This is a genomic window from Streptomyces coryli, from assembly GCF_011044975.1.
Taxonomy (GTDB): domain Bacteria; phylum Actinomycetota; class Actinomycetes; order Streptomycetales; family Streptomycetaceae; genus Streptomyces; species Streptomyces coryli.
In genome coordinates this window covers 1-25,736 of record NZ_JAAKZV010000071.1, presented here as the reverse complement: position 1 = coordinate 25,736, position 25,736 = coordinate 1, and the positions used below count along the sequence as shown (strand labels likewise).

At 71.3% G+C, this 25,736-nt stretch carries 22 protein-coding genes and 1 tRNA gene; 8 read left to right on the top strand and 15 right to left on the bottom strand.

Translation table 11 applies throughout. The annotated features are described in order from the left end of the window. Nucleotide 1: 1 nt before the first annotated feature. Both pgsB and G5C51_RS17820 read right to left on the bottom strand, forming a co-directional pair. Nucleotides 2–1,216, bottom strand: a complete 1,215-nt coding sequence (pgsB, locus tag G5C51_RS17825) for a poly-gamma-glutamate synthase PgsB (protein WP_165238488.1) — start codon at nucleotides 1,214–1,216, stop codon at nucleotides 2–4. 13 nt (nucleotides 1,217–1,229) lie between these two features. Further along, nucleotides 1,230–3,314, bottom strand: a complete 2,085-nt coding sequence (locus G5C51_RS17820) for a HAMP domain-containing protein (protein ID WP_165238486.1) — start codon at nucleotides 3,312–3,314, stop codon at nucleotides 1,230–1,232. Nucleotides 3,315–3,635: 321 nt separating this feature from the next. On the opposite strand from G5C51_RS17820, the gene G5C51_RS17815 reads away from it, so the two are divergent. Continuing rightward, the gene (locus tag G5C51_RS17815; RefSeq protein ID WP_165238484.1) at nucleotides 3,636–6,821 is read left to right on the top strand and encodes a hypothetical protein; all 3,186 of its coding nucleotides are present in this window, start codon (nucleotides 3,636–3,638) and stop codon (nucleotides 6,819–6,821) included. Nucleotides 6,822–6,874: 53 nt separating this feature from the next. Here G5C51_RS17815 and G5C51_RS17810 read toward each other — a convergent pair whose 3' ends face one another. The 3 genes from G5C51_RS17810 to G5C51_RS17800 form a co-directional block, all read right to left on the bottom strand. After that, a complete protein-coding gene (locus tag G5C51_RS17810) occupies nucleotides 6,875–8,344 on the bottom strand; it encodes an alpha/beta fold hydrolase (protein WP_165238482.1) in 1,470 nt (489 codons plus the stop codon). Between the two features lie 77 nt (nucleotides 8,345–8,421). Beyond that, nucleotides 8,422–9,570 carry an acyltransferase family protein gene (locus G5C51_RS17805; protein WP_165238480.1) on the bottom strand — a complete coding sequence of 383 codons (1,149 nt, stop codon included), beginning with the start codon at nucleotides 9,568–9,570 and terminating at the stop codon, nucleotides 8,422–8,424. Between the two features lie 88 nt (nucleotides 9,571–9,658). Continuing rightward, nucleotides 9,659–9,732, bottom strand: a tRNA-Thr gene (locus tag G5C51_RS17800). Between the two features lie 182 nt (nucleotides 9,733–9,914). On the opposite strand from G5C51_RS17800, the gene G5C51_RS17795 reads away from it, so the two are divergent. The 3 genes from G5C51_RS17795 (at nucleotide 9,915) to G5C51_RS17785 (ending at nucleotide 12,534) form a co-directional block, all read left to right on the top strand. Further along, nucleotides 9,915–11,030 (top strand): ABC transporter ATP-binding protein, encoded by a 1,116-nt coding sequence (locus G5C51_RS17795; protein ID WP_165238478.1) that lies wholly within the window; start codon nucleotides 9,915–9,917, stop codon nucleotides 11,028–11,030. A 218-nt stretch (nucleotides 11,031–11,248) separates the two neighbouring features. Then, the gene (locus G5C51_RS17790; protein WP_165238476.1) at nucleotides 11,249–11,662 is read left to right on the top strand and encodes a hypothetical protein; all 414 of its coding nucleotides are present in this window, start codon (nucleotides 11,249–11,251) and stop codon (nucleotides 11,660–11,662) included. 137 nt (nucleotides 11,663–11,799) lie between these two features. Beyond that, nucleotides 11,800–12,534, top strand: a complete 735-nt coding sequence (locus G5C51_RS17785) for a nucleotidyltransferase family protein (RefSeq protein WP_165238474.1) — start codon at nucleotides 11,800–11,802, stop codon at nucleotides 12,532–12,534. 64 nt (nucleotides 12,535–12,598) lie between these two features. On the opposite strand, the gene G5C51_RS17780 is transcribed toward G5C51_RS17785, so the two are convergent. Then, nucleotides 12,599–14,131, bottom strand: coding sequence for a DoxX family protein (locus G5C51_RS17780; protein ID WP_338118193.1), 1,533 nt, complete (start codon nucleotides 14,129–14,131; stop codon nucleotides 12,599–12,601). 173 nt (nucleotides 14,132–14,304) lie between these two features. Between G5C51_RS17780 and G5C51_RS17775 the strand changes: the two genes are divergently transcribed. Continuing rightward, nucleotides 14,305–15,804, top strand: a complete 1,500-nt coding sequence (locus tag G5C51_RS17775; RefSeq protein ID WP_165238471.1) for a hypothetical protein — start codon at nucleotides 14,305–14,307, stop codon at nucleotides 15,802–15,804. Between the two features lies 1 nt (nucleotide 15,805). Beyond that, a complete protein-coding gene (locus G5C51_RS17770; protein WP_165238469.1) occupies nucleotides 15,806–16,441 on the top strand; it encodes an NUDIX hydrolase in 636 nt (211 codons plus the stop codon). Here the strand turns inward: G5C51_RS17770 and rlmB are convergent. From rlmB to G5C51_RS17740, 6 genes are all read right to left on the bottom strand, one after another. After that, nucleotides 16,438–17,358 carry a 23S rRNA (guanosine(2251)-2'-O)-methyltransferase RlmB gene (gene rlmB, locus G5C51_RS17765; protein WP_165238467.1) on the bottom strand — a complete coding sequence of 307 codons (921 nt, stop codon included), beginning with the start codon at nucleotides 17,356–17,358 and terminating at the stop codon, nucleotides 16,438–16,440. The genes G5C51_RS17770 and rlmB overlap by 4 nt on opposite strands. Before the next feature lie 86 nt (nucleotides 17,359–17,444). Beyond that, nucleotides 17,445–18,842, bottom strand: a complete 1,398-nt coding sequence (gene cysS / locus G5C51_RS17760) for a cysteine--tRNA ligase (RefSeq protein WP_165238465.1) — start codon at nucleotides 18,840–18,842, stop codon at nucleotides 17,445–17,447. A gap of 30 nt (nucleotides 18,843–18,872) precedes the next feature. Then, nucleotides 18,873–19,268: a TIGR03618 family F420-dependent PPOX class oxidoreductase gene (locus G5C51_RS17755; protein WP_165238463.1), complete on the bottom strand. Its 396-nt coding sequence runs from the start codon at nucleotides 19,266–19,268 to the stop codon at nucleotides 18,873–18,875. 67 nt (nucleotides 19,269–19,335) lie between these two features. Further along, nucleotides 19,336–19,839 carry a 2-C-methyl-D-erythritol 2,4-cyclodiphosphate synthase gene (ispF, locus tag G5C51_RS17750; RefSeq protein ID WP_165238461.1) on the bottom strand — a complete coding sequence of 168 codons (504 nt, stop codon included), beginning with the start codon at nucleotides 19,837–19,839 and terminating at the stop codon, nucleotides 19,336–19,338. Next, on the bottom strand, nucleotides 19,829–20,584 hold the full coding sequence (gene ispD / locus G5C51_RS17745) for a 2-C-methyl-D-erythritol 4-phosphate cytidylyltransferase (RefSeq protein WP_165238459.1): 756 nt from the start codon (nucleotides 20,582–20,584) through the stop codon (nucleotides 19,829–19,831). Before ispD ends, ispF begins: the two co-directional genes overlap by 11 nt. A 311-nt stretch (nucleotides 20,585–20,895) precedes the next feature. Then, the gene (locus tag G5C51_RS17740; RefSeq protein WP_165238457.1) at nucleotides 20,896–21,378 is read right to left on the bottom strand and encodes a CarD family transcriptional regulator; all 483 of its coding nucleotides are present in this window, start codon (nucleotides 21,376–21,378) and stop codon (nucleotides 20,896–20,898) included. Between the two features lie 512 nt (nucleotides 21,379–21,890). On the opposite strand from G5C51_RS17740, the gene G5C51_RS17730 reads away from it, so the two are divergent. After that, on the top strand, nucleotides 21,891–22,625 hold the full coding sequence (locus tag G5C51_RS17730; protein WP_206313991.1) for a DUF461 domain-containing protein: 735 nt from the start codon (nucleotides 21,891–21,893) through the stop codon (nucleotides 22,623–22,625). Between the two features lie 82 nt (nucleotides 22,626–22,707). Here the strand turns inward: G5C51_RS17730 and phoP are convergent, their stop codons facing one another. Both phoP and phoR read right to left on the bottom strand, forming a co-directional pair. Then, a complete protein-coding gene (gene phoP / locus G5C51_RS17725; protein WP_165238455.1) occupies nucleotides 22,708–23,388 on the bottom strand; it encodes a two-component system response regulator PhoP in 681 nt (226 codons plus the stop codon). Then, complete coding sequence (phoR, locus tag G5C51_RS17720) at nucleotides 23,385–24,653, bottom strand: two-component system sensor histidine kinase PhoR (RefSeq protein ID WP_165238453.1); 1,269 nt, start codon at nucleotides 24,651–24,653, stop codon at nucleotides 23,385–23,387. Before phoR ends, phoP begins: the two co-directional genes overlap by 4 nt. Nucleotides 24,654–24,814: 161 nt before the next feature. On the opposite strand from phoR, the gene phoU reads away from it, so the two are divergent. After that, nucleotides 24,815–25,495, top strand: coding sequence for a phosphate signaling complex protein PhoU (phoU, locus tag G5C51_RS17715; protein WP_165238451.1), 681 nt, complete (start codon nucleotides 24,815–24,817; stop codon nucleotides 25,493–25,495). A gap of 70 nt (nucleotides 25,496–25,565) precedes the next feature. On the opposite strand, the gene G5C51_RS17710 is transcribed toward phoU, so the two are convergent. Continuing rightward, complete coding sequence (locus G5C51_RS17710; RefSeq protein ID WP_165238449.1) at nucleotides 25,566–25,724, bottom strand: hypothetical protein; 159 nt, start codon at nucleotides 25,722–25,724, stop codon at nucleotides 25,566–25,568. Nucleotides 25,725–25,736: the final 12 nt, after the last annotated feature.

Sequence of the window (25,736 nt, the reverse complement as noted above, 5' to 3'; positions counted from 1 at the left end):
CTCAGGGTCCTACGGGCAGCGCGGCGGGCGGCCGGGGCAGCCGGTCGAGGTCGTGCAGCAGCAGCTCGCCCTGGCCGTGGATATTGCCGATGGCGACGAGCGAGACGGCCTCCCCCGCTTCGTCCACGTGGGTCAGCACCGACTCGACGATCTCGGCCGGACTGCGCGAATTGCCGCCCAGATCCACGACCTTGCCCGGCCACTGCCGCGGCAGCCCGTCGCGGGCGCTCTTCGTCGGGTGGCCGATCAAGTAGACGGCGTCCGGCGCGATCTCGGGAATCAGCCGGCCCATCTGGACATTGCGCTCGACCCGGTCGGGGCGGCAGTTCACCAGGACGTGCAGCGGGCGCCTGATCGCCTCCAGGCCGAGCAGCTGGTCGATGTTGAGCAGCGTCGACTCCGGGTCGTTGGCGGCGAAGATGTTGGCGAAGCGGAGCGTGTTGCCCCCGGGCGTACGGAAGCTCTGCACCGTCATCACGCCCGGGTCGGGCGGCGCCGCGTACATGCCGGCGAGGGCGTCCGCCCGGCCGACGCCGAGCAGTTCGGCCACGGCGATGGCGATGGCCACGTTCTCCTTGAACGTGAACCACTGGAAGCCGCGCATCTCCTCGTCCGTCACCGACTCCGCGTCGACCGCGACCAGCCGGCAGTCCCGGGCCGCCGCCTCCTCCCGCAGGATGTCCAGCCGCTCCCGCTCCGCCGTCACGCACACCCCGCCCACCGGCATCGACCGGCACAGCGAGCGGGCGACGTCGTCGAGCGTCGGCCCCATCTCCTCCAGGTGGTCCTCGCGTACGTTGCACAGCACGCCGATCCCGGAGCGGATCAGCTTCTCCTGGTTGATCTCCTGGAGGTCCGGCATCACCGCCATGCACTCCACGACCAGGGCGTCGGGCGCGTACGCCGCCGCCCGCCGGACGATGCCGACCTGCTCGATGATGTTGGCGATGTTGAACTTGCGGTACACCGGCTCCTCGGAGGCGTCCGGGTGGATGAACCGGGCCGCGGTGCCGGTGGTCTTGGCGACGGTGACCAGGCCGCCGCCGCGCAGCGCGCCCGCGCACAGCCGGGTGATGGAGGACTTGCCGCGGATCCCGTTGACCAGCACCCGGTGGCCGACGCGCTCCAGATTGGCGAAGTGCCGGCGCTGCTCGACGACGCCGGCGGCGGCGAGGCCGAGGGCGGACAGCAGCAGGACCCAGTAGAGGAAATACATGCGCCGGGCCCTTCTAGCGCTCGGCGTAGGCCGGTTCGGGCTGCTGGGCCGGTACGTCGGCCTCGGTCCGGTCGCGCTCGTTCAGCCGCCGCCGCAGCAGCTCCAGATTCCGCATGATCGCTCCCACTTCGTCTTCGTGTCGGGGGTAGAGAACGGCCTTCCGGTCGCCCTCCGCCAGCGCGGCCGCCGCCCGGTCGGCCTCGCGCAGCGGACGCAGCACGATCAGGTGCAGCCAGCCCGCGCACAGCAGTGCGGCGATGAGCGCGAGCAGACCGGCCAGCTGGCAGCGGCGCTCGGTCTCGTACGAGGGCAGCGCCGCCCAGGACAGCGGCTTCTCGGTCACCACCCGCCAGCCGAGCGCCGCTACGGGCCCGGGGCCGGTCAGCGGGGCGTCGGCGGCGAGCACGGGGGCGTCGGCGCCGCGCAGCAGATCGCCCAGCGAGCTGTCGGTGGACCATTCGGTCAGCACGCTGAACAGCCCGCGCCCCGGCAGCGGTTCGAAGGCGGTGAAGCCCCGGTTGCCGCCGATGACCCGATCTCGCGCGTCGACCAGCCAGGCCCGCCCGATGCCCTGATGCTGCAGCGGCGCGCTCAGCACGGACGGCCGCAGCTCGCCGACCAGTACGGCCCTGCCGCCCAGCGGGGCGACGGCGGCGGTGGCGGGCTCCTTGCCGGAGTGGTTGAGCTGCAGCACGGCGGACTGTGCGGGCAGCGCCGCGGGCCAGCGGTACCCGGTCGGCGCCTGCCCCGCCCGCGTCAGCACCCGGCCCCCGCGGTCGAGCACGTACAGCGAGCGCCACGGCCCGCCGCCCGCGACGGCCTCCTTCAGCAGCTCGCCCGCCCGGTACGAGGACGTGCGCACGGACGGCGCCAGCGACGACAGATCGGCCGCCGCCTCCAGCACGAGGCGCCGCATCCGCTCGGCGGTGGCGTGGGTGCGGTAGGCCTGGTCGCGGGCGAGCTGCTCCCGGGCGGTCCGCTCGCGGACCCGGTCGTCGGCGTCCGCGTGGGTGAGCAGCGGCAGCGCGACCGCCCAGCCGGCGACGAGCGCGGTGCAGAGCAGCGCGGAGGCGCGCACGCTGCTGATGCCGGTCAGCCGCTTCTCCCTTGGGCAGTACGGGCGTTGCTCGCCCCGCAGCGCGAGCCGAAGCGCCTCCAGCGCCGCCGCCATCCGCCGCGGCTCACCCCAGCCCCGGACCCGTACCGGCTCATCGATCTCACCCCGCACCAGCCGCCGGGACGCCGCCTGCAGCCGCAGCACCGGCCGCTGCACACCGATGAGCAGCAGCAGGGTGACGGCCACGGCGACGACGAGCAGGCTGAGCGCGCCGAGCAGGGCCAGCCGCGGCAGGTCCCATGCGGCGGTCCCGGGCGGCAGGTCCACGGCCGTGGTGACGGTGAGCCCGAAGCGCGCGACGGCCCGGCCCTCCGCGACGGGCGCGCTGCCCAGCACGAGATGCCGCCCGCCGGCCCCGTCCGCCCGCGCCACGGCCCGGTGTTGCGGCGCCGCGGCCGACACCAGCCGCCGCAGCCGCGGATCCGCCCACCGCTCGCCGGAGGCGGCCAGCACCCGCCCGCCGGGCCCGGTCACGAAGGTCGTCCGCCCCTCGCCCTCCGGCGGCAGCCGCAGCGCCCCCGCGGCGACCAGCAGCCGCTCGGGCTGTCCGGGACGCCGGAAGGGCGCGTACGTGACCAGCCGTGCCTGCCCGTCCGGCAGCGGCGTGATCCGCGCCCGCGGCGCGGGCATGAGGGGCCCCGCGAGCGGCACTCCCTCGCCGGCAGCCGCCAGCGGCCGTCCGGTCGCCGGCTCCACGAGGGCCAGCCCGCGCCACTTCTGATACGAGCCCGCGATCGCCGCGACCGTCCGCCGCGGCGGCTCCGCGGGCCCCGCGGCGAACAGCCGCGCCGCCCGCGGCAGATCCTGCAGATGCTGCCCCAGCGCCGAGCCGACCGTGCCCGCCCCGTCCTCGGCGATGAACTGCTGTGCGTCCAGGACCGATTGCGATACGGGCCCGTCGTCGCCGTCGCCGACCGTGACGGCCGTAAGCGCGCATACGCCGAGCAGCAGCGCCGCGAGCAGGGCGATGGGCAAGCGCACGCCGCCGAGGAGCGGCAGGTCCCTGCGGCGGCTGCGAGGAGGTTTTTGCCCAGGGCTCACCGCCATGGCACCTGACTTCCTGAGTTCGCCGGACCCCGAGCATGCCTCAGCGCCCGGCCGATCATACGGACCAAATATGGCGTGTTCGGAAAGGAATCAAATCAGCCCGACCGGGGCCCCGCCGCTCGGGTGAAGTTCCCTGCCATCCGCAAAGGCGCGAGACCGGCTCCGGTGGCCATAGACGGCAATCGTCTACAAGGGACGGAGGGAAAAGGAGGTCATACCATGAATTGGCGAAAGCGGCATCCGGTAGGGGTCGCGTTGACAGCGGGAATTCTGACGGCCACCGCTCCGGCGGTCATGGGTGCGTCGTCATCAGGCGCCGCCCCCACCATCGACATCGCGCTTTCGGTGGCCAAGGACGGCGGCGGTAACTTCACCGCGGAGGACGGCCCGGGCCTCGACTCCGGTGCGAACAACGGCATCGTGCGGACCCACGACACCATCCAGTACAAGGTGGATGTCAACGTCACCGGCGGCACCGCCAGGAATGAGACCTTCACCCTCGACGCCCCGGTCGGCACCGAATGGCAGCAGCTGCCCGGCGTCTGCAAAGGCCCCGGCTCGAAAATCGACGGGCAGCGGCTCATCTGCAATCTCGGCGACCTCACCAACACCAGCCGCAGCATTCCGGTGCTGCTGCGCGTGACCGGCGACATGAAGAACGGCGACAAGATCCCGGTGTCCGCCGATGTGAGCGCCGACAATGCACCCGGCAAGGGCGTCGCCGCCGATCCCGTCACCGTATCGGCTGCCCCGAAGTTCGACCTGGACAAGAAGAACGGCGGCATCGCCAAGACGGAGGCCGACGGCCCGAACGACGAGCCGGGCGTCGTCTACGAATTCCCGATCGTGGTGGACGCCAGGGCGCAGGACGACCCGAAGCACTCGCCGCAGCTCGGCTCCGAGCCGCTGGCCTCGCCGTTCACCTTCACCGACGACATCTCCGAACTCCTCGACGGCACGTCGGGCGGCGCCCGCCTCTACGACTGGGGCGCCGTCCCGGCCTGCGCGCCGTACCCCGCGAACAAGGCGGCGAGCCAGCCGGCCGGGCGCGGTGAGGGGGCCAAGGGGGTCACGGAGAGCGGCACCATCGACTGCACGCAGTCCGGCGCGGGCGCGAACATCGACGTCACCGTCACCGGCGCCGACACCAGCGCCGACCACGTACCCACGCAGACGACCAGCGGCAAGGCCCTGCCCGCCGACTCGGCGATCGTGATCTCCGGCTACATCAAGGTCTGGATCCCGCAGGACGCGATCAACCAGGCCGCGGAGGGCAAGCCCGGCGGCACCGTCACCATCAAGAACGCCTTCACCGGCTTCGACCCGAAGAGCATCTCGGGCCAGGACAACTACGGCGACGGCGAAGAGCCGCTGGACAACAACACCAACACGAGCAGCCTGGTCGTCAACGGCAAGCTGCTGCTGCGCAAGTGGTACGAGTCCATGGACGGCGACCCCGTGGGCACCGCCACCGACTTCGAGACCGGCGACGGCTACGTCACCCCCGGCGAGAGCTTCCGCAGCCGGGTCCGCGTCACCAACTCCGGTGTGACGGCGTTCGATCCGCTCTACGCCTGCGACACCTTCGACAACAAGCTGCAGACGCTCACCACGGACGCCTCCGGCGCGTACGCCCTGACCAAGAACGTCAGCGGCGTGCGGATCGAGTACGCGGCCGCCGACTGGGGCAGCCCGCGCGAGATGCAGCAGGCCGACTGCAATGACGACGACGGGCCTTGGTACGACGACCCGGCGGACGTCCCCGGCGGTGTGAAGGCCGTGGGCAAGGTCCGCTTCGTCGGGCCGCTCAGGGGCCTGACGATGGGCTACTACTACACCAACCTGAAGGTCGCGGACGGCGCCGAGGACGGCGACCGGCTGCGCAACTTCGGCATGACCAGGGCCCGGCAGAAGTGGGTGCACGACACGAGCGACCCGGAGGAGGCACTGGGCCGCGCGGCCGACCGGGTCACCGTCACCTCGGTGCTCACCCGCGTGAACAAGAAGGTGGTGGGCCCGGGCGAGACCGCCGAGACCGCCCCCGACCGGCCGAGCTATCAGGTCACCGCGGGCGGCACGGCCACGTACGCCCTCTACCCGACGCTCACCTCGAAGGCCAACGGGACCGGCACCCATGACGTGACGGTCGTCGACACCCTCCCCGAGTGGATCTCGTACGCGGGCAGCGCCTCCGTCGAGCCGGACAGTGTGGAGGCCAACGAGGACGGCACGACGACGGTCACCTGGGTCCTGAAGGACCGGAAGCCCAACGAGCCGATCGACCCGATCACCTTCAAGGTACGGGCGAGCTCGCTGGCCCCGGAGACCACGGCCGTCAACGAGGTCGAGACCTCCACGCCGGCCGACAACAGCCCCGAGGACCAGCGCAGGGCGACCCAGGCCCTGCAGATCGCCCACGGCGCGGCGATGGCGATCGAGAAGCACGCACCGGTACCGGTCGAGAAGGTCGGCGACGACCTCACGTACGACATGACCATCGCCAACCGCAGCCCGCGCCCGCTGCGGAACCTCGACATCATCGACGCCCTGCCGTACCGCGGCGACGGCCGCTCGCCGGCCAGCGACTTCCACGGCACGGTCGGCCTCGCCAAGGCCCCGGGCCCGCTGCACGACGGCGCGAAGCTCTTCTACACCTCGGCGGCCCCCGACGCGATCAGCCTCGACCCGGAGGACGGCTCCAACGACGACGGCGGCGCCACCCGCTGGTGCGAGGAGTCCGAACTCGGCGAGACCGGCTGCCCGGCGAGCCTCGCGGAGGTGACGGGCTACCGCATCACCGACCCCGGCCCGCTGGCACCGAACGAGACGCAGTCGTACGACCTGGTGCTGGCGACGCAGGGGGCGGTGCACGACGACGTGTACACGAACCGCGTGGGCGCGCGGGCAAGCGGTCTTGCGCTGCCGGTGCAGTCGGGGGACGCGAATGTGCGGGTGATCGACGAGGAGGACCCGGGCGACCCGGCGGAGCCGTCGGACGACCCGACGACGCCGCCGCCGGCTGAGCCGTCGGATGAGCCGACGCCGGATGAGCCGTCTGACGAGCCCACGCCGGACGACCCTTCGGACGAGCCGACGCCGGACGACCCCTCGGACGAGCCGACGCCGGACGAGCCGTCTGACGAGCCCACCCCGGACGAGCCGGGCAACCCGCCCGCCCCGCCGGCGGGCCCGGGCAACCCGCCCGTCGAGCCGGCCCCGTCCACCTCGGAGCCGCAGCCGGCTCCGTCCGTCCCGGACAAGGATGATCCGGCCATCCCGGACAAGGACGACAACAAGCCGGCCCCGCACGGCCCGCAGGAGCCGCCGCACCTGGCGGACACGGGCTTCAACACCAATGAGTACGTCATCGGCGGGGCCATCCTCGCCCTCACCCTGGGCGGCGCCGTAACGGCCGTCCGCCTCATGCGCCGCCAGTACTGACGCGCCGCACGAACCTGTGGGCCCGGCTGCTCCAGCCGGGCCCACAGTCGTCTTTACGGGCACGCCCGCTTCTTCGCCTGGATCCGGCCATACAGAAGGTCGAAGTGCGACCTGCGCCGGGACATGAAATGGATGCTCCAACTCGGGTCGTCGGCCAGCTCGCTCATCATCGACTCCCAGATCAGCTCGAAGCTTTCCACCGCACTCATCCCCCCTCGCCCCGAACCGAACAGCGGAAAGCAGATGGAGGACAACGGCGCTCGCAGCTCCTCCCTCTCCCGTCTGGCCAAGTCGAATGTGTTGTGCACAGCCCGAGGGATGGCCTGTGGAGCGATCCGGTAGCTGTTGGTACCGGACATCGGGGTGGTAATAGCCGCGTGATAGATCCGCTGGATGTTTCGTCGCCGAAGCGCGCCGGACGGTGTCGGCGCCACCGTCCCCTCCGGAACAGGCAATCCGTAACTACCGTGGTTTCGCAGCCACGCGGACAGATGCTCGCCGGCGACATCCTCCAGAATTTGACCGCTTGCACTCTTCTCGGCGGCAGCCCAGCGAAGGCTGCCGGATGTCGACGGCTTGAAGAACTGGGAGAGCTGGAGGTGAGTGTTCTCCGAGGAGACCACGATGTCCACGTTCCTGAGCTGCTCCACCGGCCCGCAGTGGACGAAGAACTCGGTGGCGGGCCCCGCCGCCCCGCCGGCCGGAACGGGAATGGGGCCGACGACCTCCAGCTCTGTCGGCACATCGGCAGCTACAGGGACCGGTCGGCGATGGTGGGGAACATCCGCTTCGGACTGCGGTTCGCCCGGGAAGGGCTCCGCCAGGGCTCGCGCCAGCTCCCTGCAGACCGCGTGGATGAGTCGACTGTCCGGCCCGTTCGGTTGGATGACGGAGAAGTGGTCACCGGGGAGCACACCCGTCTCAGGGAAGAAGCCGGCGGCCGAGGACGGAACAACCACGTTGTCGCTTTCCCCCGCATAGGCAACGATGGGGATCGGACATCGGTCCCGTGCCACGTCGAAGGCCCTGACGATTCCGTCGAGGACTCTGCGCTGCGTTTCGAGCACCGAGGTCTGCAGCGGCTTGAGTTCACGCTCCTGGACATTGCGGGTCACCGGTATCAGCCCTTTGCGGGCCAGCAGGAAAAGATCGGACCCGTTGTTCGGGCAAGCGAACATCACCAACCGGCGAATCTTGGCGAGTTCTCTTCCTCGACTCCCCTGGAGCATGCGCGACAAGAAACGCTGGGCAACCAGGCCGCCTTGGCTGTGGGTGACCAGCACAATCCGCTCGTATTCGGCGGTGAGATCCCCGATGAATCCGCGTAAGCTCTCGGCAACGGTGTCCAGATCCGGCATACGGCGCAGCGGGTTCCAGGTCACAGGACGCGTCGCGTACTCGAAGAAAAGGAAGTCGAACTGGTCCGCGACGGCGGGAACCGCGGATAACTCCTGCTGCAGCGGCGACCAGGTAGCCGGCGAGGAGAACAGCCCGTGCACGAAGACAACCGCGGCCTGACGCAAGATCTCCCCCTACCGTTGTGCCCGGCTCCTGAACGCCTGCCCGGCATCATACGGAGAGTCACGGACGGCAGGGGAGATCACCGCCGTCGGGCATGCGCCCCCCGGCGGCGCTCGCGCTGGAAGAACCACGTCATCTTCGGCTCCAGTACGGGCCGCAGCGCGCGCTGCACCGGCCCGGTGCACAGCAGGGTCATCAGCACCATGGCGATGACGGAGATGGCCGCGTGGCCGACCGGGCCGCGGATCCAGCCCGCGTCGTACCAGCCGAGGTGGCGCGACATCTGGACCGGGAAGATGTGCAGCAGGTACGCGTACAGGGTCCCGGCCCCCAGCGCCGTCATCCACAGCCGCCGCCGCGGCACCCAGGCCAGGAAGCAGGCGGTCATGACCACGCCGCAGCCGAAGATCGCCAGCGTCATCACGGCTCCCGCCCACGCCGGCGCGCCCAGGGTCTGTGAGGCGTAGTTGTGCAGGAACCAGCCGGCGCTCATCCGCGGCACCGCCAGGTACGCCACGACCAGGCCCATGCACATGACGGGCGCGGCTATGAGGCGGGCGGACGGCCGCTTGAGCACCTCGAAGTGCTCGGGCCGCAGCTGCAGCCCGAGCACGAAGAACGGCAGGAACTGGGCGACCCGCATCAGGTTCAGGCTGCTGTCGCTCATCGTGGGCGTCACCGACGCCGCGACGGCTATCGCGAGCGTCACCGGCACCGGCCAGCGCAGCCGGTTCCACAGCGGGGTGGTCAGCCGCCACAGGAAGAGCGCGACCAGGAACCAGAGGGCGAACCCCGGGTCCTGGTAGCGGAATTCCCGTTCCGGGTTGTCGATCACCCGCATGAAGAGGGTGAGCGCGGTCTGCAGCACCACATACGGCACCAGCACACCCGTGACCAGCCGCTGGAGCTGGCGCGGACTGCCCGTGAAGGTCCGCGAGAGATAGCCGGACACGATGATGAACGCCGGCATGTGGAACGAGTACAGCAGCATGTAAGCGGCGGCCGTGGTCCGGCTGCCGTGGACCATGGGCGCCCAGGTGTGCCCCAGGACGACGAGGATGATCGTCAGGTACTTGGCGTTGTCCAGGAACGGATCCCGGCCCTGGCCCTTGCCACCGCTCTCCGGCGGCCCACCGCCCGCAAGCGGCGCCGAGCTCCCGAAGGCACCGGGGTATGCGCTCGGGAGGTCTGGATAGAGCGGCGGCCGCTCAGCAACGACGTGGGACATCCGCCGCACCCTAACGGCACCACGCGCCTCCCGCCCCCCACCCACACAAAAGGCCAGGTCACAGACACTGTGACCTGGCCCTCAGCAGAGCCTCGTATCGGAGTCGAACCGATGACCTACGCATTACAAGTGCGTTGCTCTGGCCAGCTGAGCTAACGAGGCGTGTGCGGGCAAGTCTAACCGGCGGCCGGGAGGGCCGGGCCAGGGGATTTCTCTCCTGCCGGGGTACTGACAAGCGCGTACCCGGCGGGTTACGGTCACGGAAGTCCGCGGGAGTGGACTACACCACATCACCCTTTACTCGGATCGTCCGGCACGTTCCTGCCGGTGAAGGAGACAACAGCATGGCTACGGTCAGCTTCGAAAAGGCGACCCGCATATACCCCGGGTCCGAAACCCCCGCCGTCGACGGGCTCGACATCGACATCGAGGACGGCGAGTTCCTCGTCCTCGTCGGCCCCTCCGGCTGTGGAAAGTCCACCTCCCTGCGCATGCTCGCCGGGCTCGAGGACGTCAACAGCGGCACGATCCGCATCGGCGAGCGCGACGTCACGCACCTGCCGCCGAAGGACCGGGACATCGCGATGGTGTTCCAGAACTACGCGCTGTACCCGCACATGAGCGTCGCCGACAACATGGGCTTCGCGCTCAAGATCGCCGGCGTCCCGAAGGCGGAGATCCGGCAGAAGGTCGAGGACGCGGCCAAGATCCTCGACCTCACCGACTACCTCGCCCGCAAGCCGAAGGCGCTCTCCGGCGGTCAGCGCCAGCGCGTCGCCATGGGCCGCGCCATCGTCCGTGAGCCGCAGGTCTTCCTCATGGACGAGCCGCTGTCGAACCTTGACGCGAAGCTGCGGGTCCAGACCCGTACGCAGATCGCCGGCCTGCAGCGCCGCCTCGGCATCACCACCGTGTACGTCACCCACGACCAGGTCGAGGCCATGACCATGGGCGACCGGGTCGCCGTGCTGAAGGACGGCCTGCTGCAGCAGGTCGACACCCCGCGCGCCATGTACGACCACCCGGCCAACCTCTTCGTCGCGGGCTTCATCGGCTCCCCGGCGATGAACCTGGTCGAGGTCCCGATCACCGACGGCGGCGTGAAGTTCGGCAACAGCGTCGTGCCCGTCGACCGGGACGCGCTGTCCACCGCCTCCGACAAGGGCGACCGCACCGTCACGGTCGGCGTCCGCCCGGAGCACTTCGACATCGCCAACGGCGAGGCCTCGTCGCTCTCCAAGGACGAGCCGGCCGGCCTCCCCGTGTCCGTGAACGTCGTCGAGGAGCTCGGCGCCGACGCGTACGTCTACGGCACCGCGCACGTCGGCGGCGAGGACAAGGACCTGGTGGTCCGCGTCAGCGGCCGTAACGTGCCGATGAAGGGCGAGACGCTGAACGTCGTCCCGCGCGGCGGCGAGTCGCACGTCTTCTCCACCTCGACCGGCGAGCGCCTCGGCTGAGGCTGAGGTCCACGGCCGACAGCTTTACGGCGGCGCCGCACCCTCGCGGGGGTGCGGCGCCGTCCGCGTTCGAACGACGGAGATTCGGGTCATTCTGTCGACAAATCCCCCGCAGGGGTCGCACGGCGTCAACACCGGATTCGAAAACCCCGGAAAATGGCCACTCATAGGGGTGACCGAATGTCGCCATATCACTACCGGTCGCTACGATCGCCTGCGTGAATCAGGCAGCCCGCCGCATCGGCAGAACTCTCGCGTTCGTACTCCCCGTCGTCCTCGTCCTCTCGGGGACCCTGGCCGTGGCCACCGTGCCGTGGACCGAGTCGTCCCAGCACGACTCGCAGCTCCTAGCCTCCGCGGAGAAGGCATCGAGCAAGGCCGGCTCCCGCGCCCCGCAGGACATCCTGCGCGACCGGCTGCTCACCGAGCTGCAGCAGAAGGACCCGGCCGCAGCGCTCACCGAGCTGCAGCGCGCCACCACCGCACGCCCGTCGCTGGCGAAGCACTGCGTCGGCATCGCCCGCTCGCTGGGCCGCGCCGCGGTCGCGAAGTACGGCCCGGTGCAGGCGCAGAAGTTCTCCCGCCCGGTCTGCGACACCGCCTTCGCCTCCGGGGTCGCCGCGGGCCAGTGAGCCCGCGTCGTACGCACCCCGGCGGCCCGGCGGTCCCGCAAGTCCCGCTTCCCGTCTCCCCTGTCCGCCCCGCCCGGTAAGCAACGTCATCTTCCGGACGGGGCGGAGCCGTGCGCTCCGCGGATAAGGTGCCGTTCATGACCGCCCATCCCGCAGCGCGCCCGACACAGGCCGTCGTCCTGGCCGGCGGCCAGGGCTCCCGGCTCCGTCCGTACACCGACGACCGCCCGAAGCCCATGGTCGAGATCCCCGGCACCGGCACCCCGATCATCGGCCACCAGCTGGCCTGGCTGGCCGCCGAGGGCGTCACCGACGCCGTCGTCTCCTGCGGCCACCTCGCCGAGGTCCTGCAGGACTGGCTGGACGCCACCGAACTGCCGCTGCGGGTCACCACGGTCGTGGAGACGGAGCCGCTGGGGCGCGGCGGCGGCCTGAAGTACGCGGCGGCCTCGCTGCCCCGCGACGACGAGCCCTGGTACGCCACCAACGGCGACATCTGGACCCGCTTCAGCCTCCGCGAGATGGCCGACTTCCACCACGAGCGGGACGCGGACGCCACCCTCGCCCTCGCCCGGCCGCGGATCCCGTGGGGAGCGGTGGAGACCGACCGCTTCGGCCACGTCCTGGACTTCATCGAGGCGCCGCCGTCGCCGTATCTCATCAATGCCGGTGTCTACGTCTTCTCCGCCGCCTTCACGAAGATGCTGCCGGACCGCGGCGACCACGAGCGCACTACGTTCCCGCGGCTGGCGCGGGAGCGGCGGCTGGCGGGGTGGCAGATCCCGCAGGGCGCGTACTGGCGCGCCATCGACACGGCAAAGGACCTGACCGAGGCGGCCAAGGAGCTCGCCAGCGGCAAGCAGGAGAGCTGAGCCAGGACAGGCAAAGACGAAGGGGGCTGCCGGGCATCCGGCAGCCCCCTTCGTCGTACGGACCTCAGCCCAGCAGCCCGCCCACCAGACCCGGCGACTCCTCATCGCCCGGGTCCTGCGAGCCGCCGCCACCGCCGCCGCCCGTCGAGCCGCCGCCCTCCGCGGGCGGCTGCTGCTCCGAGGGCTGCTCCTGCTGCGCGGGCGGCTGCTGCTCGCCCTGCGGCGAGGAGGGCTGCTCGCCGACATTGCCCGGCTGCGAGGCGTCGCGGCCCGCGGACGGCGAGGCCGACGGCGAGGGCGAGGTCTCCCGCGACGGGCGCTCGGACGGCGCCGTGGAGCCCGAACCGGCCGGCCCGCCGCGCCCGTCGCCGCCCGGGGTCTCCGGGAGCGGGGAGCCGGGGAGCTGGTTGCGCGGGGCCTCGCCGGGCTCCGGCACGTCGACCGTCTTGGAGGAGCGGACCGCGCCGCCGAGCATGGCGCCGAGCAGCAGCGTGGCGCCGATGACGAAGGTGGCGAGGACGACGCCGCGGCGCAGCACGTACCGCCGCAGCTCCCACAGCTCCGAGCGCGGGCCGAGGCGGCGCCAGGCCTGCCCGGCCAGCCGGGCGTCCATCGAATACACCGGGGCGCCGGCGATGACCAGCGGGGACCAGGCGGCGAGGTAGATGAAGTCCGGTGCGTCGTAGACCGGCGCGGCGCCCCAGCTGACCGTCACGATCAGCGCGAGCGAGAGCAGCACGCCGAAGCCGGCGGCGATCCGCTGCCAGAGGCCGCAGATCGTCAGCACGCCGACGATCACTTGCAGGAACGCCACCGTGAGCCCGGCCCCGACGGGGTGGGTGAGCGCGAGGTCGTAGAGCGGCTGGGCGACGGCCCACGGCTCCAGGGTGCCGAGCCACTTGGCGAGCGAGCCGCGCTCGCCGCCGTCGAAGTAGGCCGGGTCGGAGAGCTTGCCGAAGCCGGCGTAGATCGAGACGAGGCCGAGGAAGATGCGCAGCGGGAGCAGCACCACCCCGAGGTTCATCCGGCGGCCGGGATAGTACGCGTGCCGGACCGGGTCGGCGCCGAAGCGCTGCCGGCGCGGGGGCTCGGACTCGTAGTCGTCGTCGTAGTCGTCGTAGCCGTCGTCGCCGGGGTAGTCCTGGCCGGGCTGGATCGGCGGCAGCAGCTGCGTGTCGTCGCCGGAGGGACCGCGCTGCCCGATCACCGTGGACTCCAGCCGCGGCAGCACCTGCGTCTCGGTCAGATCCGGATTTACGGTGCCGTCCCCGGCCGTGCGGGACGACTGCCGTACGGCCTGAAGCAGCTGCCCGGCCGCGGGATCGCCCGGCGTGGAACGCCCGCTCCACACCACGGGCGCACGCCGGCGCGCACCGGGCACCGCGGGCATCTCCGCGGTCTCCTCGCCCACCGGGGACACGACCGGCATCGCCACCGTGGCCGCACCGGCACCACCGGCCGCGACCGTGACCTGCCGCCGCCCCGGCGCACGCCGGCCCACCGACGGACCGAAATGCCCGGAGCTGGGCCCGAGTTGCACCCGGAAACTGGCGTTATTGAGGGCGACCAGCGCCGGATCGCTCGGCACCTTCCGCATGTTCAGCACGTCGGTTTCTTCGAATCCCTGCGCGCGGCCACCCCTGGGAGTGGGCGGTGTTCTGGTGTCCACGCTCATCTAACCGAGTGACACGCCTTTTGGACACTGCCTCCGCCGCAGCGATCTGTCCGAGACCCGTCAAAGATCAGACGATCCGGGGGGAAGATGGGGTCGTGCCCTTACAACAACTGGAGTTCGCCGACCTCCGCGACCGCTATCCGGTGATGGCGCAGGCCCTCGACAACCAGTGGCTGCCCGCCTCCCTAGCCGGCGAGCGGCAGCGTCCCACGACGCCCGCCACGGCCGGCGCCGAGCAGCTCGCCGCCGCGTCGGCCGAGTTGCGCCGGGCGCTGGTGAACAGCGGCACGCTCGTGGTCAACCGCGCATATTTCCTCAACAACGAGGCCCTGTACGCCAACTTCCTCGCGGACGCCGACCACACCGACCGGCGCGCCTTCGCCCGGCTGCTCAACGACCGCGCCATGGTCCCGTTCCTGCTCGCCGAGCGCGATCCGGCCGAGCGCCCGCTGCACCTGCACCAGGGCCAGGAGATCCGCTTCACCCACGACCAGCATGTGCACCGCATGTGGCACCGGTTGCTCGAGGACGAGGCCGACCCCGCCTGTGTGCGCCTGTCCTGGGACGATACGGCGAACGTCACCGCGACCCGGCGGATCGGCGAGTACTTCTCCCGCAACGTGCTCACCCTCAACCGCCTCGACCCGGTCCTGCTCGCCGAGGATCTCGACATCCCGCCCGAGCTCGCCGACCGGATGCGTCGCGGCATCCTCACCGACATCGCCCGCTGGGCCTTCGACCAGGGCCCGGACGCGGCCATCACCCGCAACGCCGTCTACCAGCACTTCATCACCCGCCCCGGCACCGAGCCGTACGAGCAACTGCTGCGCGAGGGACCGGAGATCGTCCCCGCCAAGCAGCTCGTCGACCTGCTCTACAACATCGGCGTCCCGGTGGCCGCCGGCATCACCGCCGCCACCCCGCCGCTGTCCCCGCCGCGCAGCGCGCTGCAGGAGCTCACCGCGGGGCTGGACGACCCGGTCGCGGACCCGGAGTCACTCGGCCTGCTGCTGCGCGGCGTGTTCGCGGACGCGCTGCACCGCGCGGTGGACGGGCCGAACTCGTACGGCGGGCTGAGCCTCACCGACATCGTGGCGCTTCGCCAGGAGGAGGCGTGGCACGACTACATCGCCGCGCTCGGCGGCTTCCTCCGCGCCGGCTTCGCCGCCGGGCGTGTGCCGTCCCCGGACGAGTTCGCGGAGGCGACCCGGCGGATAGCCCGGCTGCACGCGCGCATGCTCGGGCGCGCGCGCAAGCTCACCAAGGGCGGCGGTTACGCCCGTGAGATCAATCTGATGCTCGTCCTCGAATCCCCCGGCATCGTCCTGCACTTGGCGGCCGGCGAGGGCTCACTGGTCAGCGGCTCGCTCGACGCCGTGGGCGTGGTGGCGGGGCCGCTGGTGATGCGGCTGATGTTCAAGGAGCTGCGCTCCGCGGGGCGCGGCGGGCTGAGCCACAGCATCACCCTCCCGGCGTTGCGGCTGCGCAGTCTGCGCCGGGACTGGGAGACGATGCTGCGGGCATACGGCGGCGGGCCCCGGCAGGCCCGCGGCGATCTGCTCGCGAACGAGGCCGACCAGCAGGTGGGGGTATGACATGACCGGTACGAACGGCGACGGCGACGCGTACGAACGACTGCGGCAGCAGCGCCCCCAGCTCTTCCGCAACCTGCCCGGCGGCATCGACATCCTCCACGACGCGGCCGACGACGAGGTCGGCGTCGTCTACCAGGACCCGTACATCACGATCCTGCGCGACCCCGTCCGCTTCCCCGACGGCGAGCGCGGCACGTACATCCGCCTCCTCGACTCCGCGACCGGCCCCAGCTGCGTGCTGCTGCCGCTGCTCGGGCCGGAGGTGGTGCTGGTCGAGCACTTCCGGCACGCCACCCGCGAGTGGCACCTGGAGGTGCCGCGCGGACACGGCACCTCCGGCCTGTCCGGGGCGGAGAACGCGGCCAAGGAGCTGGCGGAGGAGCTCGGCACGACGGCCGACGAGCTGATCCCGCTGGGCCTGCTGCACCCGGACACCGGGCTGCGCGGCGGGCACGCCGAGCTCTTCGCGGCCCGGATCGCCGCGATCGGCGAGGTGGACCGCGGGGAGGGCATCCGCCGGGCGCTGCCGGTGCCGGTCGCGGAGGCCGAGGAGCTGATCCGCACCGGCGGCATCACCGACGCGTTCACGATCGCCGTCCTCACCCGCGCCCGGCTGGCCGGCCTGCTGGACCGCTAAGCCCGCTTACGGGCCGCCTCGTACAGCACGATGCCTGCCGCGACCCCGGCGTTGAGGGACTCCGCGCCGCCCGGCATGGGGATCCGCACCCGCACGTCGCAGGTCTCGCCGACCAGCCGGGACAGGCCCTTGCCCTCCGAGCCGATGACGATGCAGACCGGGCCGTCCAGCGCCTGGAGGTCCTGGACCTCGGTGTCGCCGTCGGCGGCCAGCCCGACCACGATCACGCCGGCCTTCTGGTACTGCTCCAGCGCCCGGGTCAGGTTTGTGGCGCGCGCGACCGGCGTACGGGCGGCCGTACCGGCGGACGTCTTCCAGGCGCCCGCCGTCATGCCCGCCGCGCGCCGCTCCGGGACGACCACGCCGTGGCCGCCGAAGGCGGAGACGGACCGGACGACGGCACCGAGGTTGCGCGGGTCCGTCACCCCGTCGAGGGCGACGATCAGCGGGTCGGCGCCCTCGTCGTGCGCCGCCGCCACCAGGTCGTCCGGGTGGGCGTAGTCGTACGGCGGGACCTGGAGGACGAGGCCCTGGTGGTTCAGGCCGTTCGTCATCCGGTCGAGCTCGGGGCGCGGGGCCTCCATCAGGTTGATGGTGCCGCTCTCGGTGGCGAGCTGCAGCGCGGCCCGCACCCGGTCGTCGTTGTCGATGAACTGCTGCACATACAGCGTCGACGCCGGCACCCCGTCGCGCAGCGCCTCGTAGACCGAGTTACGGCCGACGACCATCTCGCTCGTCCCCTTGGCGCCACCGCGGCGCGGCGCCGGACGCTTGGCGGCCTGCCGGGCGCGTGCCTGGGCGGCGCGCTGCTTGGCGTGGCCCTTGCGCGCCTCGGCGGGCGGGGTCGGACCCTTGCCCTCCAGGCTGCGGCGGTTCTTGCCACCGGTGCCCTTCGACGGGCCCTTCTTGCCGGCCATGGGGTGTCACCTTGTCTCGTTGCGTACGTACGTATTCATGAGTGTGCCGCCCGGGGGTCCGGGCGGCACATCGGTGGTGCGGTCGCTCAGCCCAGCGACCAGCGGGCGCCGTCCGGGGTGTCCTCGATGACGAGGCCCGACTGCTGCAGCTGGTCGCGGATGGCGTCGGCGGTGGCGTAGTCCTTACGGGCCCGTGCCGCCTGCCGCTGCTCCAGGACGAGCCGCACCAGGGTGTCGACGGCGCCGTGCAGCTCCTCGCTGCGGTCGTTGCCGCCGCCTGACCACGTGGCGTCCAGGGGGTCGAGACCGAGCACGCCGAGCATCGCGCGGACCTCGGCGAGGCGCTCGACCGCGGCCTCCTTGTCGTCCGCGGCAAGCGCGGAATTACCCTGCTTGACCGCGGTGTGCACGACGGCGAGCGCCTGCGGGACGCCCAGGTCGTCGTCCATCGCCTCGGCGAACGCCGGCGGCACGGTCTCGGCGGGGGCGACCGCGCCGCCCGCCTTCTCCACCACGCGCTGCACGAACCCCTCGATCCGCGCGAACGCCGACTCGGCCTCGCGCAGCGCGTCCTCGCTGTATTCGATCATGGAGCGGTAGTGCGGCCCGGCGAGGTAGTAGCGCAGCACGATGGGACGCCACCGCTGGAGCATGTCGGCGACCAGCACCGAATTCCCCAGCGACTTGCTCATCTTCTCGCCGCTCATGGTGACCCAGCCGTTGTGCATCCAGTAGCGCGCGAACTCGTCACCGAAGCACTTCGACTGCGCGATCTCGTTCTCATGGTGCGGGAAGATCAGATCCCGCCCGCCGCCATGGATGTCGAAGACCTCGCCGAGGTACTTGTGCGCCATGGCCGAGCATTCCAGGTGCCAGCCGGGCCGGCCGCGGCCCCACGGCGTCTCCCAGGAGGGCTCGCCGGGCTTGGCGGCCTTCCACATGGCGAAGTCCCGCGGGTCCCGCTTGCCGGTCTCGCCCTCGCCCTCGGGCTGGCGCAGATCGTCCAGGTCCTGGTTGGAGAGGGAGAGGTAGTCCGGGTACGAGCGCACGTCGAAGTAGACGTTGCCGTCGGCCTCGTACGCGTGACCGCGCTCGATCAGGCCCCGCATCATCTCGATCATCTCGGGGATGTGGCCCGTGGCCCGCGGCTCGTACGTCGGCGGGAGCACGCCGAGCGCGTCGTAACCGGCGTTGACGCCGCGCTCGTTCTCGTATCCGATCGCCCACCACGGGCGGCCGAGCTCGGCCTGCTTGGCGATGATCTTGTCGTCGATGTCGGTGACATTGCGCACCAGCGTCACGTCGTAGCCGCGGTACTCGAACCAGCGGCGCATGACATCGAAGTTCAGCGCTCCCCTGACATGCCCGATGTGCGGAGCGGCCTGCACGGTCAGCCCACACAGGTAGATCGAGACGCAACCCGGTACCACCGGGGTGAAGTCACGGATCTGCCGGGCGCTGGTGTCGTACAGGCGAATACTCACGCAGACAAGGGTAGCGGCGCCGCGCCGCCGTCAGATACGGCCGACGACCTTACGCGGCGTGATGCGCACGACGACCCGGGCGCTGTCCTCTGCGGAGGCGGGGTTGAACTCCGCGTAGGACTTCCCGGTGTACTTCTGCGCCAGCTCGTCGATGAGCTCCTGACCTCCCTCTTCGGTCACCGTCGCGGTGCCGCGGACCTCCGCGTACGTGTACGGGGAGTCGAAGGGCTGCACCATCACCGAGACGCGGTCGTCGCGGCGCAGGTTCAGCTCCTTGCGGCGGTCGCGGGTGGTGGAGATGAGGAGGTCGTCCCCGTCCCGCTTCACCCAGACAGGCGACAGCTGCGGGCTGCCGTCGGGCTGCACGGTGGCGACGGTGACGAAGACGGGGGAGTCGAGGAGCTTCTTCAGGTCTTCCGAAAGCACGGCGGTTCCTTTACGTACACGGGGGTGCCTGCCACGCCGCCGAGTACCCGGCGGCGGCGGATCAAGGCTATTCCGCGGGCACGTAGACCAGGGCGGTGGCGATCCCGGCGAGTCCCTCGCCGCGCCCCGGGAAGCCGAGCCCGTCCGTGGTCGCCGCGGACACGGACACCGGCGCACCGGCGGCCTCCGAGAGCACCTGCTGCGCTTCTTCACGCCGCTTGCCGACCTTGGGCCGTACGCCGACGACCTGCACCGCCACATTGCCGATCTCGAAGCCGGCGGCCCGTACGATCCGCGCCGCCTCCGCCAGCAGCTTCAGTCCTGGCGCGCCCGCCCACTCGGGGCGGCCCGTACCGAAGTGGGCGCCGAGGTCGCCGAGGCCTGCCGCGGAGAAGAGGGCGTTGCAGGCGGCGTGGCAGACGACGTCGGCGTCCGAGTGGCCGTCGAGTCCTGGTCCCTCGCCGTCCCAGCGCAGGCCGGCCAGCCACAGCTCGCGGTCGGGGTCGGCGGCGAAGGCGTGGATATCGGTGCCGATGCCGACGCGGGGGATGACGGGGCGCTCAGAAGCCACTGGTCGCCCTCCTCCGCGCCAGCACGGCCTCGGCGAGGACGAGGTCCAGCGGCCGCGTCACCTTGAACGCCTCCTCGTGCCCGGGCACGAGCACGACCTGATGCCCCTGCCGCTCCACCATCCCGGCGTCGTCGGTGGCGCCGTCGCCCTCCAGGGCGGTCTTCTCGTGCGCCGCGACGAGCGCGTCCCGGTCGAAGCCCTGCGGGGTCTGCACGGCGCGCAGCCGGGAGCGGTCGACGGTGCCGAGGACCGGCTCGGGCGCCCCGGGCTCGCCGCCCGGCCCGACCTCCTTGACGGTGTCCGTCACCGGCATCGCGGGCACGACGGCCGGCGCTCCGGCCCGTACCGCCGCGGCGACCGCGTCGACGGTGTCGACCGGCACCAGAGGGCGGGCCGCGTCGTGCACGAGGACCACGTCGACGTCGGCGGGCAGGGCGTCGAGCCCGGCCCGTACGGACTCCTGCCGGGTCTCGCCGCCGGGGACGACCAGGACCTCGGCGATGGCGTCGGAGTCGGCCAGCAGCTGCTGCACCTCGGCGACAGCGGTGTCGTCGGGCGGTGCCACGACCACGACGAGCGTGACGGCGCGGGACTGGGCCATGGCCCGGACCGCGTGGACGAGCATGGGGGTGCCGCCGAGCGCGCGGAGCGCCTTCGGGGCGCCGGGGCCGAGGCGTACGCCCCGGCCGGCAGCCGGGATGACGGCGGCGGTGCGGCCGCCCGGCTCAGGGTTTGTCGCAGACATTGTCAGTTCCCGGCCAGTTCAGGTTTTGGACCTACGAGGGCTTGGGTATGGCCACAGCGTGCCGGGCGCCACGCCTCCGCTTGCCGGGGCGCAGCGCACAGCCGCCGGACCCTTCCGTGACGCGCTGCAAGAGATGCAGCACCCCCGGCGGCAGCCCGGCCCCGGCACACCGTTTTCGGCGCGCACCACACACCGCGCCGTAAAATGCCGCAGCGCCCGGCGCGAAGCCACCGCATTGGCGGGTCCGCTCGGGCACCACGGCATTCACACGCGTCTTGAACTGCACCGACGCGCGATTTCGATCTTCAAATTCAGGACGCGAGTACCTCGTCGAGCAGTGCCTCGGCCTTGTCCTCATTCGTGGACTCGCACAGCGCGAGCTCGCTGACCAGAATCTGCCGGGCCTTGGCGAGCATCCGCTTCTCACCAGCGGAAAGACCACGCTCCCGCTCGCGGCGCCACAGATCCCGGACAACCTCCGCGACCTTGATGACGTCACCGGAGGCCAGCTTCTCCAGGTTCGCCTTGTACCGCCGCGACCAGTTCGTGGGCTCCTCGGCATACGGGGCGCGCAGCACCTCGAACACGCGCTCCAGCCCATCCTGGCCAACTACGTCGCGCACACCCACGAACTCCGCATTGTCCGCGGGAACACGCACCGTGAGGTCGCCCTGAGCGACCTTCAGCACCAAGTAGGTCTTGTCCACACCTTTGATCTGGCGAGTTTCGATGGCCTCGATCAGCGCGGCCCCGTGATGGGGATAGACCACGGTGTCGCCAACCTTGAACGTCATGTGACAGGTACCCCTTCCGTGGCTATCCAGAGTAACACGGGAAGGGCCCGTTCTGAATGGCGTTTTCGCAGGTCAGGCCGCATCTCGGGGCTTGACAACGGCGGCCGTATCGTGCTTCACGGGCGACCGTCAAGGGGATATCCGCAGGTCGGGACGGTTCTGCACACGGGCTGAAACGCGAACGTTACAGCCCGCCCAACCCCCTCGCGAGGGGGCAAACGTCCCGATTTGTCGGAGTCTCAATGGTGAACCCCGCGTGCTCCGTTCGGCCGATCGCGATCGTTAGCAAGAGAAATCCGGAATTGATCTTTCCGGGCGATGATCCGGTCGCCGGGCAGAATCCCGCAATTCCCTATGGCGGCTCTTGACGGGCCATTAGGAGGGCCGGCCGGACTCCAAGGGGCGGGTCGGCTGCGGGTGGTACGGGGGCGGTCGGTACTGTTCTCCCTGATCGATGATCGCCCCAGTCCGCCTGTCTGGCTGACCCGAAACGTCCAAGGAGTTGCGCCCCCGTGAGCCGCAGCCTCGGACGCGGCGCCCTCGCCGCGACCGCCGTAGTGATCTCGTTTGCCGCCCTCACCGCCTGCGGAGCGGGCAACAACGCAGAGACCGGGCAGATCAACCCGGACAACGCCCGGGCCACCGTGGGCGACATCCAGATCCAGAACGCCGTCGTGATCACCCCGGAGGAGCGCGGCGAAGGCACCGCCGCCGTCTCCGCGCGGATCTTCAACGACGGGAAGTCGCCGGAGCGGCTGACCAGCCTGACCATCCCCGAGACCAACACCACGGTGAAGCTGAGCGGCCCGAAGGGCGGCGACACGCTCACCATCCCGGCCGGCGGCTCGCTGATGATCGGCGGCAAGGGCAATGCCTCGGCGGTCATCGAGGGCGGCCGCAAGAGCGTCACCGACGGCCGGGCGAAGCAGCTGGTCTTCCAGCTCAGCAGGACCGGCGCGGTGAAGATCGCCACGCTGGTGGTGCCGGCGACGGGCCAGTACAAGAGCTTCGGGCCGAGCCCGGCGGCCGCCGACGATGCCGCGGGTCGCGGCCGCGGCGGGGCTTCCGGGTCGCCGTCGGCGAACCCGTCCCAGTCGCCCGGCGCCGGGCAGTCCGCCGACCCGTCGCAGACGGCGTCCGGCGCCGCCGAGGGCGCGGGCGCCGCGTCCCCCTCGACGAGCAGCAGCCAGGCTCCCGGCACCGGGACCTCGCCGGAGGCCGACGGCAGCCAGGCGGGTGGTCACTGACCCCCGTCCGGATACGGAAAACCGCCCGCGCCGCCCCGTTTCGTACGGGGCGGCGCGGGCGGTTTCGCGTATCGGCGGCGGCTTACGGCTCGAACTTGTAGCCCAGGCCGCGGACCGTGACCAGGAAGCGCGGGGCGCCCGGGTCCGGCTCGATCTTGGCGCGCAGCCGCTTGACGTGGACGTCGAGGGTCTTGGTGTCCCCCACGTAGTCCGCGCCCCAGACGCGGTCGATCAGCTGCATGCGGGTCAGGACCCGCCCAGCATTGCGCAGCAGCATCTCCAGCAGGTCGAACTCCTTCAGCGGGAGGTCCACCTTGTCGCCGGAGACGGTGACCACGTGCCGGTCCACGTCCATCCGCACCGGGCCGACCTCCAGGGCCGCCGGCGCCTGCTCCTCGGGCTCGCCGCGGCGGCGCAGCACCGCGCGGATGCGGGCGACCAGCTCCCGCGAGGAGAAGGGCTTCGTCACGTAGTCGTCGGCTCCTATTTCGAGGCCTACGACCTTGTCGATCTCGCTGTCCTTCGCGGTCACCATGATCACGGGGACATTGGACTTGCTGCGCAGCTGGCGGCACACCTCCGTGCCGGGCAGCCCCGGCAGCATCAGGTCGAGCAGCACCAGATCGGCGCCATTGCGGTCGAAGTCGTCCAGCGCCTCGGGACCCGTGGGCGCGATCGCGACCTCGAAGCCTTCCTTGCGGAGCATGTACGACAGTGCGTCGCTGAAGGACTCCTCGTCCTCAACGACCAACACTCGGGTCACGGGATGACCTCCGGGGCAGGGTTGTTCTCTGGCTGGTCTTCGGCCAGTCGGTCCTCGCCGTCGAGGTCGTCCGGCTCGATCAGGGCGCCGCTGCGGGTGTCGGCGCTTCGGGAAGGCTTACGGGCGGCTTCGGGGAGGCGGAGGGTGAAGGTGGAGCCCTGGCCCTCGGCGCTCCAGACGCCGACCTCGCCGCCGTGCGAGGCGGCGACGTGCTTGACGATGGCCAGGCCGAGGCCCGTACCACCGGTGGCCCGGGAGCGGGCCGGGTCGACGCGGTAGAAGCGCTCGAAGATGCGGTCGCGGTCCTTTTCCGAGATGCCGATGCCCTGGTCGGTCACCGCGATCTCGATGAGCGGGCCGCCCGGGGCCGTAATGCGGCGGGCGGCGATGCCGACGCGGGTGCGGGCGGGGCTGTAGTTCACGGCGTTCTCGACGAGGTTGCCGAGGGCCGCCGCCAGCTGGCCGCGGTTGCCCCACACGGTGAGGCCCTCCGTGCCTCCCGGGGCCATGGTGATCTGCTTCGTGGACGCCTGGTGCCGGCAGCGGTCGACCGCCTCCTGCACCAGCTCGTCCACCCGTACGGACTCGGCGTCCTCCAGCGGGTCGTCGTTCTGCACCCGGGAGAGGTCGATGAGCTCCTGGACCAGGTTGGTGAGGCGGGTCGCCTCCAGCTGCATGCGGCCGGCGAAGCGATTCACCGCCTCGGGGTCGTCCGAGGCGTCCATGACCGCCTCGGAGAGGAGGGAAAGGGCTCCTACGGGGGTCTTGAGCTCGTGGCTGACGTTCGCGACGAAGTCGCGGCGGACGGCCTCGATGCGGCGGGCCTCGGTGAGGTCCTCGACCAGGAGGAGCACGAGGCGGGAGCCCAGCGGGGCCACCCGGGCGGAGACCGCCAGCGCCTCGCCGCGGCCCGACCGGCGCGGGAGGTCCAGCTCCACCTGGCGGATCTCGCCGTCGCGGCGGGTCTGCCGGGCCATGGCGAGCATCGGCTCCACGGCGAGCCGGCCGCCGCGGACGAGCCCTAGGGCGTACGCGGCGGAGCTGGCCTTGACCACGGCGTCCTCTTCGTTGAGGACGACGGCCGAGGAGCGCAGCACGGACAGGACGGTGTCGACGCCCGGGGGCAGTACCGCCTCCGTGTGCAAGGACGTGCGGGTGGGCTTGGTCTGCTCCCGCTCACTCCAGCGGAAGGCCAGCATGGCGATCACGCCGGTGCACAGACCGCCGATCGCCGCCGCTGCGGCCACCGCCGCGTTCACGTCCATGGCTCCAGGTTAAGCGGGTGCCGGGGGCCGTCCACAGCCATCCGAGTGTCCTCTCGAACAGGAGTCGCCAAGAGTTCACTCTGGCGACGGCTCGGGTTCACTACGGTGGCGCGACCCCCACGGCATGGTGGATGCTGCAGAAATCGGATGGAAGGACTGCGATGCGGGACACATACCACGAGGAGCTGGACTCGATCGGCGAGAGCCTGGTCGAGATGGCCCGGCTCGTCGGCTCCGCCATGGGACGCGCCACGACGGCGCTGCTCGACGCCGATCTGAAGCTCGCGGAGAGCGTGATCGAGGGCGACGAGAAGGTGGACGACCTGCAGCGCGACCTGGAGACCCGGGCGATCCAGCTGCTCGCGCGCCAGCAGCCGGTCGCGACCGACCTGCGCATTGTCGTCACCAGCCTGCGGATGTCGGCGGACCTGGAGCGCTCCGGCGACCTGGCGAAGCACGTGGCCAAGCTGGCCCGGCTGCGCTATCCGCAGTCGGCCGTGCCCGGGCACCTGCACGCCACCATCCTGGAGATGGGGCAGCTGGCGCAGCGGCTGATGGCGAAGTGCGCGGACGTCATCTCCACGAAGGACGTCGATCTGGCCCTCGAGCTGGACACCGACGACGACGCGATGGACTCGCTGCACCGCAAGCTCTTCCAGTCGCTGATGGACGACCGCTGGCAGGACGGCATCGAGACCGCCGTGGACGTGACGCTCTGCGGCCGCTATTACGAGCGCTTCGCGGACCACGCCGTCTCTTGCGCCAATCGCGTGGTCTATCTGGTCACGGGCGAGCACGCCGACGAGCTCGACACGGGTGCGCCCGTGGAGGGCGCGCAGTAGGCCGCGTACGGCATACGGCAACGGGCCCGGCTCCTCGTGGAGGAGCCGGGCCCGTTTATGTGTGTCGAGGTCAGTGACAGCAGCCTCCGCCGCACTGGCAGGAGCCGCCGGACTGGCAGCCGCAGCCGCAGCCGGACCCGCAGCCGCAGGCGCCGAGGAGCGGCAGGCGGCGGGCGGCGTCGTCGGGTGCCGGAGATTCGCGGGCGGGCGTGGCTGGGGAGTCGGCCATGGTTCGTCCTCC

Excerpts from the sequence above, each read along its gene's own strand:
- phoU (WP_165238451.1), top strand. The coding sequence starts at position 24,815 with ATGCGGGACACATACCACGAGGAGCTGGACTCGATCGGCGAGAGCCTG.
- G5C51_RS17780 (WP_338118193.1), bottom strand. The coding sequence starts at position 14,131 with ATGCGGAAGGTGCCGAGCGATCCGGCGCTGGTCGCCCTCAATAACGCC.
- ispD (WP_165238459.1), bottom strand. The coding sequence starts at position 20,584 with ATGTCTGCGACAAACCCTGAGCCGGGCGGCCGCACCGCCGCCGTCATC.
- G5C51_RS17805 (WP_165238480.1), bottom strand. The coding sequence starts at position 9,570 with ATGTCCCACGTCGTTGCTGAGCGGCCGCCGCTCTATCCAGACCTCCCG.
- G5C51_RS17770 (WP_165238469.1), top strand. The coding sequence starts at position 15,806 with ATGACCGGTACGAACGGCGACGGCGACGCGTACGAACGACTGCGGCAG.
- phoR (WP_165238453.1), bottom strand. The coding sequence starts at position 24,653 with ATGGACGTGAACGCGGCGGTGGCCGCAGCGGCGGCGATCGGCGGTCTG.
- rlmB (WP_165238467.1), bottom strand. The coding sequence starts at position 17,358 with ATGGCCGGCAAGAAGGGCCCGTCGAAGGGCACCGGTGGCAAGAACCGC.
- G5C51_RS17710 (WP_165238449.1), bottom strand. The coding sequence starts at position 25,724 with ATGGCCGACTCCCCAGCCACGCCCGCCCGCGAATCTCCGGCACCCGAC.
- G5C51_RS17740 (WP_165238457.1), bottom strand. The coding sequence starts at position 21,378 with ATGACGTTCAAGGTTGGCGACACCGTGGTCTATCCCCATCACGGGGCC.
- pgsB (WP_165238488.1), bottom strand. The coding sequence starts at position 1,216 with ATGTATTTCCTCTACTGGGTCCTGCTGCTGTCCGCCCTCGGCCTCGCC.
- G5C51_RS17785 (WP_165238474.1), top strand. The coding sequence starts at position 11,800 with ATGACCGCCCATCCCGCAGCGCGCCCGACACAGGCCGTCGTCCTGGCC.
- G5C51_RS17795 (WP_165238478.1), top strand. The coding sequence starts at position 9,915 with ATGGCTACGGTCAGCTTCGAAAAGGCGACCCGCATATACCCCGGGTCC.